Below are 9,961 nucleotides of genomic sequence, written 5' to 3' on the forward strand. Positions count from 1 at the left end.
GTCTGCCGGTCGACTGGACACCCCTCGTCGGCACCGGCCGTACAGCCGACATCGACCTGCCCACCTACCCCTTCCAACGCCGCCGCTACTGGCTGGACCGCCCCGCTCCCACCGGAGACGCGCGCGGTCTGGGGTTGGCTGAAGCCGGCCACCCTATGCTGGGCGCGGCCATGGCGCTCGGCGACGGGAACGGCGTCGTCCTGACCGGCCGGCTGTCTCTCTCCTCACACCCGTGGCTGCGTGACCACACCGTCGCCGGGACCGTCCTCCTGCCGGGCACGGCCTTCGTGGAACTGGCGGTTCGCGCCGGGGACGAGGTGGGTTACGGGCATATCGACGAACTCGCCCTGGAAGCGCCGCTGGTCATCCCCGAGCGGGGTTCCGTACGAATTCAGGTCGTCGTCGGTTCCACGGAGTCCGACGGGTCTCGCACGGTGACGGTGTTCGCGCAGGACGCCGACGAAGAGGCGGCCCACGGCTGGACCCGGCACGCCGCCGGAGTCCTGACCGAGCGCGGTTCCGAAGCGCCCTTCGCCGCGGAAGCCTGGCCGCCGCCCGGTGCCGAACCGATGGACCTCGACGGCTTCTACGGCGACCTGGTCCCCAGCGGGTACATGTACGGACCGGTGTTCCAGGGATTGCGCGCGGCTTGGCGCCTGGGCGACGACCTCTACGCGGAAGTGACGCTGGCGGAGGACGTCGTGCAGAGCGCGGGCGACTTCGGTCTCCATCCCGCTCTGCTGGACGCCACGCTGCACGCCCTGTTGCCCCGCACCGACGCGGCCGACGACCGGATACGGCTGCCGTTCGTCTTCAAGGGGGTGACCCTGCACGCGAGTGGTGCCTCCCACGTGCGGGTACGGCTCTCGCCCACCGGTCCTGACGTGAGCCGCGTGACGCTGGCCGACGCGACGGGGAGCCCCGTCGCCTCCATCGAGGCGCTCACCCTGCGCCCGATCGCCGCTGACACCGTCACCTCCGCCCGTCCGACCGTCGCCGACGATCTGTTCCACCTGGACTGGATTCCTGTGGGGTCGGTGGAGGGGGAGTTCTCGGGGCAGGTGGTTGTGCTCGACGGTGACGCCCCCGCTCTGGACGCGGTGGACGGTGCGCCTGAGGTGGTTGTCCTGCCTTGCTTCGACGGGTCGGATGTCCACGGCATGGCTGCTGGGGTGTTGGGTGTGGTGCGGGCCTGGTTGGCCGATGCGCGGTTCGAGTCGTCGCGGTTGGTGGTGGTGACGCGGGGTCCCGGGGGTGTGGTGTCGGGTCTGGTGCGGTCGGCGGAGACGGAGAATCCGGGCCGGTTCGTCCTTGTCGAGACGGATGGGGGCGACTGGCTGGCGGATGTGCGGGCCGCGTTGGCGGTCGGTGAGCGTGAAGTGGCGGTGCGGGACGGCGCGTTGAGCGTCCCGCGTCTGGTGCGGCACGTGGCGACGGACGGCGAGGTGTCGTGGGGTGAGGGCGCTGTTCTGATCACCGGTGGCACCGGCACGCTGGGTGGTCTGGTGGCCCGGCATCTGGCGGTGCGCCACGGTGTCCGTGAGCTGGTGCTGCTGGGGCGTCGGGGTATGGGCGCGCCGGGTGTGAGCGAGCTGGTGGGGGAGCTTGGCGCGCTGGGCGTGTCGGTGGTGGTGGAGGCTTGTGACGCTGCCGACCGGGGTGCTTTGGCGGGTGTTCTGGAGCGTGTGCCGGGTCATTTGGCGGGTGTGGTGCACGCTGCCGGTGTGCTGGACGACGGTGTCGTGGCCGGCATGTCCGAGGAGCAACTCGACACGGTGCTGCGTGCCAAGGTCGACAGTGCCGTCAACCTGCACGAGCTGACCCGCGACCTGGACCTCTCCGCCTTCGTCCTCTTCTCCTCCGTCTCGGGCATCCTGGGCGGTCCGGGTCAGGCGAACTACGCTGCGGCCAACACCTACTTGGACGCGCTCGCTCACGCCCGCCGTGCCGAAGGGCTCCCCGGCACCTCCATGGCCTGGGGGCTGTGGGCCGAGGCGAGCGGCATGACCGGCGCGATGAGCGCGGTCGACCGGCAACGGATGAAGCGGCTCGGTGTCCGGCAACTCGCCTCCGAGCAGGGCCTCCGACTCTTCGACGCCGCCCTCGCCTCGCCCGAACCCCTGGTGATCCCGGTCGCGTTGGACCTCCCCACGCTCCGCGTCCGAGCCAGTGAAGGCACGCTGACCGGGATGCTCAGCGGCGTCGTCCCCGCTCCGCCGCGCCGGACCGCGAGCGGCGTCACCAGCGCCCAACCGCAGTCCGCGCTCCCGCAGCGGCTCGCCGCGATGCCCGAGGCGGAGCGCGAACGCATGCTGCTGAACCTGATCCGGGAACAGGTCACCGCCGTGCTCGGGCTGCCTTCCGACGCGGACACCGAACTCTCCTCCACCTTCAAGACCTTGGGCTTCGACTCGCTCACCGGCCTCGACCTGCGGAACCGGCTCAACACGGCGACCGGTCTTCGACTGCCCGCCACCCTCGTCTTCGACCACCCGACCCCGGCCGCGCTGCTGCGCACCCTCCGGGAGTCACTGCTCGGCACCGAGGGCGAGACCTCCAGTGGCATCACCGCGCCGGCAGCCACCGACGAACCCATCGCGATCGTGGGCATGGCCTGCCGCTACCCCGGTGGGGTGGAATCGCCCGAAGACCTGTGGAACCTCGTGGCCGAGGGCCGCGACGCCATCTCGCCGTTCCCGACGGACCGGGGCTGGGACCTGGAGGACCTCTACGACCCCGACCCCGCGGCCTCCGGCAAGGCGTACACCCGCGAGGGCGGCTTCCTGTACGACGCGGGCGACTTCGACGCCGGGCTCTTCGAGATCTCTCCGCGCGAAGCCCTCGCCATGGACCCCCAGCACCGGCTGCTCCTTGAGACGTCCTGGCAGGTGCTGGAGCGGTCGGGCATCGAACCGGCCTCGCTGCGCGGCAGCCGTACCGGCGTGTTCGTCGGCGTCATGTACCACGACTACGCCTCGGGGATGCAGAAGGTGCCCGAGGGGGTCGACGGGTACCTGCTGATGGGCAACACCGGAAGCGCCGCATCGGGCCGGCTGTCGTACGCCTTCGGCTTCGAGGGACCCGCGGTCACCGTGGACACCGCGTGCTCGTCCTCCCTCGTGGGTCTGCACCTGGCGGCCCAGGCGCTGCGGAACGGCGAGTGCACGATGGCGCTCGCCGGCGGTGTGACGGTCATGTCGACGCCCGAGGTGTTCGTCGAGTTCAGCCGCCAGCGCGGGTTGTCGGCCGATGGTCGGTGCAAGGCGTTCTCGGCTGCGGCGGACGGTACGGGCTGGGCCGAGGGCGTCGGGGTGCTCTTGGTGGAGCGACTGTCGGACGCGGTGCGCAATGGGCACAGGGTTCTGGCGGTGGTGCGCGGCAGCGCGGTCAACCAGGACGGCGCCAGCAACGGGCTGACCGCTCCCAACGGGCCGTCCCAGCAGCGGGTGATCCGGCAGGCGTTGGCGAGTGCCGGTCTGGGGACCGCTGATGTGGACGCCGTCGAGGCGCACGGTACGGGCACCACGCTCGGAGACCCCATTGAGGCGCAGGCCGTCATCGCGACCTACGGACAAGGGCGGCAACAGCCCCTCTACCTGGGTTCGTTGAAGTCGAACATCGGTCACGCGCAGGCCGCTGCCGGGGTGGCGGGTGTGATCAAGATGGTGATGGCGATGCAGGCGGGCGTGCTGCCGCGGACGTTGCACGTCACCGAGCCGTCGCCGCATGTGGACTGGTCCGCCGGGGCGGTGGAGCTGCTCACCGAGGCGCGGGAGTGGCCCGAGACCGGGCGTCCCCGTCGTGCGGGCGTGTCGTCCTTCGGGGCGAGCGGCACCAACGCACACGTGGTCCTGGAGCAGGGCCCCGGATCCGCCCCCGCCGAGCCCGTCGAGGACGACCGTGTCCTGCCCTGGCTGATCTCGGCCAAGTCCGACGACGCGCTCCGTGCCCAGGCGAGCGCGCTGTCCACGTACGTGCGTGAGCACCCCGAAGTCAGTCTCGCCGCCGTCGCCTCAGTGCTCGCTGGATCGCGCGCCGCTCTCGACGAGCGTGCCGTCGTGGTGGGCTCCTCGCGTGAAACCTTGCTGACGGGGCTTGACGCACTCGCCGCAGGCGAAGCCGGAGCGGGCGTCGTACGAGGGTCGGCCCTCGGGTCCGGAGACTTCGCCCTGTTGTTCAGTGGGCAGGGGAGTCAGCGGGTGGGGATGGGGCGTGGGTTGTATGGGGCGTTTCCGGTGTTCGCGGAGGCGTTCGATGCGGTGGTTGAGGAGTTGGACCGGGAGTTGGCGGGTCATGTGGGGCACGGGGTGCGTGATGTGGTGTGGGGGGAGGGGGAGTTGTTGGGGGAGACGGTGTTCACGCAGGCGGGGTTGTTCGCGGTGGAGGTGGCGTTGTTCCGGCTGGTGGAGTCGTTCGGGGTGCGTCCCGATTTTCTTCTGGGTCATTCGGTCGGGGAGTTGGCGGCGGCTCATGTGGCGGGGGTGTGGTCGCTTGCGGATGCGGCTGCTGTGGTGGCGGCGCGGGGGAGGTTGATGCAGGGGTTGCCGGCTGGTGGGGTGATGGTGGCGGTGCGGGCGACGGAGGCGGAGGTTCTGGAGGTGCTGGGGGGTGCGGAGATCGCGGCGGTGAACGGGGTGTCGTCGGTGGTGATTTCCGGGGACGAGAGTGCTGTCCTTGCGGTTGCGGGTGTGTTGGAGGGGCGGGGGCGTAGGACGAGGCGGCTGGCGGTTGGTCATGCGTTTCATTCGGTGCGGATGGAGCCGATGCTGGCGGAGTTCCGTGCGGTTTTGGAGCGTGTGTCGTATGCGGAGCCGCGGGTGGCGGTGGTGTCGAATGTGTCCGGTCGGGTGGCGTCGGTGGGGGAGTTGACGGATCCGGGGTATTGGGTGCGTCAGGTCCGTGAAACCGTCCGCTTCGGTGACGGTGTGGCGGCGTTGCGTGCGGCCGGGGTGAAGACGTTCCTGGAACTGGGCCCCGACAGCGTACTCACCGCCATGGTGCAGGAGAACGCGGCGTCGGTCGCGAGTGCCTCCGTGCTGCGCTCGGGCCGTGCCGAGGGGGAGGTCCTGCTGTCGGCCCTTGCCCTCGCCCATGTCCGAGGCTGCGCCATCGACTGGTCCGGGGCCTCGCTCCCCGCCGCCCGCGCGGATCTCGATCTGCCCACCTACGCCTTCCAGCGCAGCCGGTACTGGCTCGACGGCACCCTGGGCGCGCCCGCCGACGCGGCCGGACTCGGTCTGGTCGCGGCCGGGCATCCCCTGGTCGGCGCGACCGTACGCGTCGCCGGGACCGGGGCCGTGATGCTGACCGGACGTGTCTCGCTGCAGGCCCAGCCGTGGCTGCGTGACCACGCGGTCGCGGGCGTGGTGCTGCTGCCGGCGGCAGCCTTCGTGGAACTGGCCCTCCAGGCCGGTGATCGGGTCGGGCTGCCGCACGTGACCGAACTGACCCTGGAAACGCCATTGGTGATCCCCGCGCAGGGCGCCCTCGCTCTCCAGGTGCACGTCGATCCGCAGACAGCCGACGGGCGCAGGCCCGTTGGGGTGTACTCCCGCAGTGAGACGACGGGCGAAGACGGCGAGTGGATCCGCCACGCGGTGGGCTTCCTCGGGGAGACGGCCGAGAACGGCTCGGACTCCGTGTTCGACCTGTCCGCCTGGCCCCCAGCCGGCTCGCACCCTGTCGACACCGACGACTTCTACGCCCGAGCCGCCGCTGCGGGATACGGCTACGGACCCGCCTTCCAGGGGCTGCGCGCCCTGTACCAGAGCCAGAACGGAGAACTGTTCGCCGAGGTCGCCCCGCCCGCCGAGCCGGCAGCCGGCGCCGACAGGTTCGGGATCCACCCGGCCCTGCTCGACTCCGCCCTGCACGCCCTCGTAGCAGTCGCCCCGGACGACAACCGAGTGCGCCTGCCCTTCGCCTGGCACGGTCTGACCCTGCACGCGACAGGCGCCGACACCCTGCGCGTACGCTTGGCCCCGGTCCACGGGGACGCCGACTCGATCCTGGTCCAGGTCGCCGACGGCACCGGACAGCCCGTCCTCTCCGCCGCGACCCTCGAAGTGCGCACGGCCGACCCGGCACGGCTGACCGGCGTCCCGTCCGCCACGGACTCCCTGTATCCGGTGGTCTGGACCCCGGTCGGCACCGCAACGGCCGAGCGGAGCGACGACGATCCGGAACTCACCTTCCACCACTGCATGTCGGCCGGGGGAGCCGACGCCGACCTCGCCGGGAACACCAGGGCCGCGACCCTTGAAGCACTGACGGCGTTGCAGGCATGGCTGGCCGATACGGCCTCGGCCTCCGCGTGTTTCGTGGTCGTGACTCGTGGCGCCGTCGCGGCGGCCCCCGGCGACCCGCTCTCCGGCCTCTCCCAGGCGCCCGTCTGGGGGCTGGTGCGAGCCGCTCAGAGCGAGCATCCGGGCCGGTTCCTGCTGATCGACGTCGACGCCGAAACCGCCACGGCGGACCTGACCGAGGTGGCCCGCGCCGCTCTGGCCTCGGGCGAGACCCAGGTCGCGGTACGCGCGGGCACGGTACTCACACCGAGGCTCACCCGGCCGGGACGCAACGGAACGCTGACACCACCGGCCTCCGACACCTGGCGTCTGGGTGTGTCGGACGAGGGCACCATCGAGGGGCTGGCGCTGACCGAGTCGTCGGCGGAGCCGCTGGAGCCGGGACAGGTGCGGGTCGACGTACGGGCAGCCGGCCTCAACTTCCGTGACGTGCTCATCGCGTTGGGCATGTACCCGGGCGCCGCGACGATGGGCGGCGAAGGCGCCGGGGTCGTGAGCGAAGCAGGACCTGGAGTCTCCGACTTCGCGGTCGGGGACCGAGTGTTCGGCATGCTGCCGTCCTTCGGCCCGGTGGCCGTGGCCGACGTGCGGACGGTGGCTCCACTGCCGGAGGGGTGGTCGTTCGAGCAGGGCGCGTCGGTACCGGTCGTGTTCCTGACGGCCTGGTACGGGCTCGTGCACCTCGGCGGCCTTCAGCCCGGCGAGCGGGTCTTGGTGCACGCAGGTGCGGGCGGGGTCGGCATGGCGGCGATCCAGGTCGCGCGTCATGTCGGCGCCGAGGTGTTCGCGACGGCGAGCGAGGGCAAGTGGGACGCGCTGCGGGCGATGGGTCTGGACGACGCGCACATCGCGAGTTCCCGCACGCTCGACTTCGAGCAGAAGTTCGCCGGTGGCGTCGACGTGGTCCTCAACTCCCTCGCCGGTGAGTTCATCGACGCTTCGGTGCGGCTGCTGCGCGACGGCGGTCGGTTCCTGGAGATGGGCAAGACGGATATCCGGGATGCGGTCGAAGGGGTGTCGTATCAGGCGTACGACTTGCTGGACGCGGGGCCGGATCGGATCGGGGCGCTGCTGCGTGAAGTGATGCCGCTGTTCGCGGCCGGGGTGCTGGAGCCCATCGGGGTGCGGTCGTTCGATGTGCGGCGGGCGCCGGAGGCGTTCCGGTTCATGTCGCAGGCCAGGCACACGGGCAAGCTGGTGCTGCGGATGCCCAGGCGGCTGGATCCGGAGGGCACGGTCCTGATCACGGGCGGTACCGGCACGCTGGGCAAGCTGGTGGCGCGGCATCTGGTCGCCGAGCACGGGGTGCGGAACCTTGTGTTGCTGAGCCGTAGCGGTGGTGAGGTCCCTGAGGGGCTGGACGCCCGGGTCGTCGTCGAGGCGTGCGACGTGTCCGACCGGGAGGCACTCGCCGCCGTCCTGGAGCGGATACCCACCCCCCTGACCGGCGTCGTCCACGCGGCGGGTGTACTGGACGACGGTCTCATCGAGTCACTGACCCCCGAGCGCCTCGAACGCGTCCTGCGCGCCAAGGTCGACGGCGCGGTGAACCTCCACGAACTCACCGCGGACCACGACCTCGCCGCGTTCGTCCTGTTCACCTCGATCGCGGGGCTGCTCGGGAACGCGGGGCAGGCCAACTACGCCGCCGCGAACACGTTCCTGGACGCCCTCGCCGCCCAGCGGCAGGAGGCCGGGCTGTCCGGGACCTCTGTCGCCTGGGGGCTGTGGGAGCCGTCCAGCGGCATGACCAGCGGGCTGAGTCAGCAGGATCGGGCGCGGATGCGGCGTTCCGGCGTCGTCGCCATGTCGGCCGAGGAAGGGCTCGCCCTCCTCGACGCCGCCCTGCACGCCGGCGACGCGAACCTCGCCGCCGTTCGCTTCGATCACGCGGAGCTGCGGGCCGAGGGTGCTCAGGGGCCGGTGCCCGGGCTGCTGCGCGGCCTGGTCCGCGCGCCCGTGCGTCGTGCCGCGCAGGCCGTTGCCGTGGCGAACGGTGGGCAGGGTGCGTTGGTGGAACGGCTGGCAGGACTGTCCTCGGCAGAGCGGGATCAGGTTCTCGTCGACATGGTCCGCACCCAGGCCGCTCTGGTGCTGGGCCACACCTCAGCGGAGCTGATCGGGCCGGAGCAGACCTTCAAGGCGGCGGGTTTCGACTCCCTCGCCGCAGTCGAACTGCGCAACCGCCTCAACGCCACCACCGCCCTCCAGCTCTCCGGAGCCCTGACCTTCGACCACCCGACGCCCACCGTGCTGGCCCAGTACCTCAAGTCCCGGCTCCTGGGCGACGCCCCGGCGCTTCCCACCGCGCCCGTCGCGGCGGTCGAGACGGACGAGCCGATCGCGATCGTCGGTATGGCCTGCCGCTTCCCGGGCGGAGTCGAGTCTCCTGAGGATCTGTGGCGGCTCGTCGCGGAAGAGCGTGACGTGATCACGGCCTTTCCGACCGACCGGGGCTGGGATCTCGACGGTATCTACGATCCCGACCCCGAGAGCCTGGGCAAGACCTACGTACGGAACGGGGGGTTCCTCGAAACCGTCGCCGACTTCGACGCCGAGTTCTTCGGGATCTCCCCCCGCGAGGCCCTCGCCATGGACCCCCAGCAGCGCCTGCTGATGGAGACTTCCTGGGAGGCATTCGAACGCGCGGGCATCGACCCCGCCACACTCAAGGCCAGCGCGACCGGCGTGTTCATCGGCGCGGTGTCGCAGGACTACGGGCCCCTGCTGAGCCGCACCTCGGACGCCGTCGAGGGGTACCGCCTCACCGGGACCACCGGCAGCGTCGCCTCCGGGCGCCTCGCCTACACCTACGGCTTCGAAGGGCCCGCCGTCACCGTCGACACCGCCTGCTCCTCCTCCCTCGTCGCCCTCCACCTCGCGGCGCAGGCTCTGCGGCGGGGTGAGTGCACGATGGCGCTGGCCGGAGGTGCGACCATCATGTCCAGCCCGGACATGTTCATCGAGTTCAGCCGGCAGCGCGGACTCTCGGACGACGGACGCTGTAAGGCGTTCGCCGACAGCGCCGATGGAACGGCCTGGGCCGAGGGCGTCGGTGTGCTGGTGGTGGAGCGGCTGTCGGACGCGGTGCGCGAGGGGCATCGGGTGCTGGCCGTCGTACGGGGGTCCGCGGTCAACCAGGACGGCGCCAGCAATGGGCTGACCGCTCCCAACGGGCCCTCCCAGCAGCGGGTCATCCGGCAGGCGCTCGCCAACGCCGGGTTGGACACCGGGGATGTGGACGTTGTCGAGGCGCACGGTACGGGCACGACGCTCGGGGACCCCATCGAGGCTCAGGCGCTGATCGATGCCTATGGGCAGGGGCGGTCCGCCGACCGGCCGTTGTACCTCGGGTCGTTGAAGTCGAACATCGGACATGCGCAGGCGGCCTCCGGTGTCGGTGGCGTGATCAAGACGGTCATGGCTCTGAATGCCGGAATGTTGCCGCGCACACTGCATGTCGACGCGCCGTCCTCGCATGTGGACTGGTCTGCCGGGGCGGTGGAGCTGCTCACCGAGGCGCGGGAGTGGCCGGACAGCGGGCGTCCTCGTCGTGCGGGTGTGTCGTCGTTCGGGATCAGTGGGACGAACGCGCATGTGATTGTGGAGGAGGCTCCTGGGGCTCCTGCGGCGGGTGACGCTGCTGAGGTGCCTGC

At 71.2% G+C, this 9,961-nt stretch carries 1 protein-coding gene; it reads left to right on the forward strand.

Annotated features, from left to right (window positions below):
• Positions 1-170 precede the first annotated feature (170 nt).
• Positions 171-9,961, forward strand: a 9,791-nt coding sequence (locus ACZ4W9_RS39965; RefSeq protein WP_467944160.1) for an SDR family NAD(P)-dependent oxidoreductase, incomplete at its 3' end; no start/stop codon positions are given.

This window comes from Streptomyces sp. NPDC029296 (assembly GCF_055569255.1).